Raw genomic sequence first — 888 nt, forward strand, 5'->3', positions numbered from 1 at the left:
CTGTTGCAGTTGGTGTTGGCGACGGGCCGGTAGTCGCCGTTGCGGTTGGCTCAGTCGAAGCGGGTAACGTTACCTCAGCATACCCAATCACCTCACGCGCATTGAAGACCTGCACCAGCGCACTCGTGCCGGCGCTGAGGCCAGTAATGGTAAAGGTCATGCTCTTCGCCCCTGCCGGCGCGCCAGCCGGCAAGCGCAACAACAATGCGCTGCGCGCCACTCCGCCGGAGAGGGCATCGGTCACGGCGGCGGGATCAACCACGAGCGCCACGCCTGTGCCAAACCCACTGACCGGGCCGGCACTAAGAGCGCTGGCCGGAATAGTTGGTGGCAGCGTGATCAAGACACTGCCCCCTGCGGGGATAGCATCAGTAGTGAAATTGAGGGTGTAGGTCGTCCCGGTCTGCGTGACGGTGACACTCACCGGCGTGCCGGGGGTCATCTGGGCCAGCGCGAAGCGGCGCGAATTCGGGCGGGTGCTGGTGGCGTAGTAGAGCCGGTACGATGCGCCTTCTTTCAACGCGCGCACGGCCCAAACCTCGTCGGGTGAACCAACGTTAATCGGATCCATCGCGCCGGTCCAGACCGGCGTGTTCGGCGTGGCGCGGATCCAGTTGCGGCCATCAGTCGAGACAAGGTAGCCAACGGTGTAGCCAGTGTCGTAGCCATTGGCCTCGAACCACATTCGATAAATGGCGCCATCTTTGATCACCATTGGCACGCCGGCGTTGTTGTCGTCGAAGTCGCGGAATGGGCCGGGCTGCACCACGGAGCCGTCGCTAAAGGTGGCGATCCGCGTCCAGTTGATGCCGTCGGGCGAAACGGCATAGCCGATGCGGAAGACGTAGCTCGGCGAGGTGCGCACGCCTTCAAACCACATCCGGTGGC

At 63.6% G+C, this 888-nt stretch carries 1 protein-coding gene; it reads right to left on the reverse strand.

The genetic code is table 11. The annotated features are described in order from the left end of the window. Positions 1–888, reverse strand: an 888-nt coding sequence (locus NZU74_20250) for a hypothetical protein (protein MCS6883661.1), incomplete at both ends; no start/stop codon positions are given.

The organism is Chloroflexaceae bacterium, assembly GCA_025057155.1.
Taxonomy (GTDB): Bacteria; Chloroflexota; Chloroflexia; order Chloroflexales; family Chloroflexaceae; genus JACAEO01.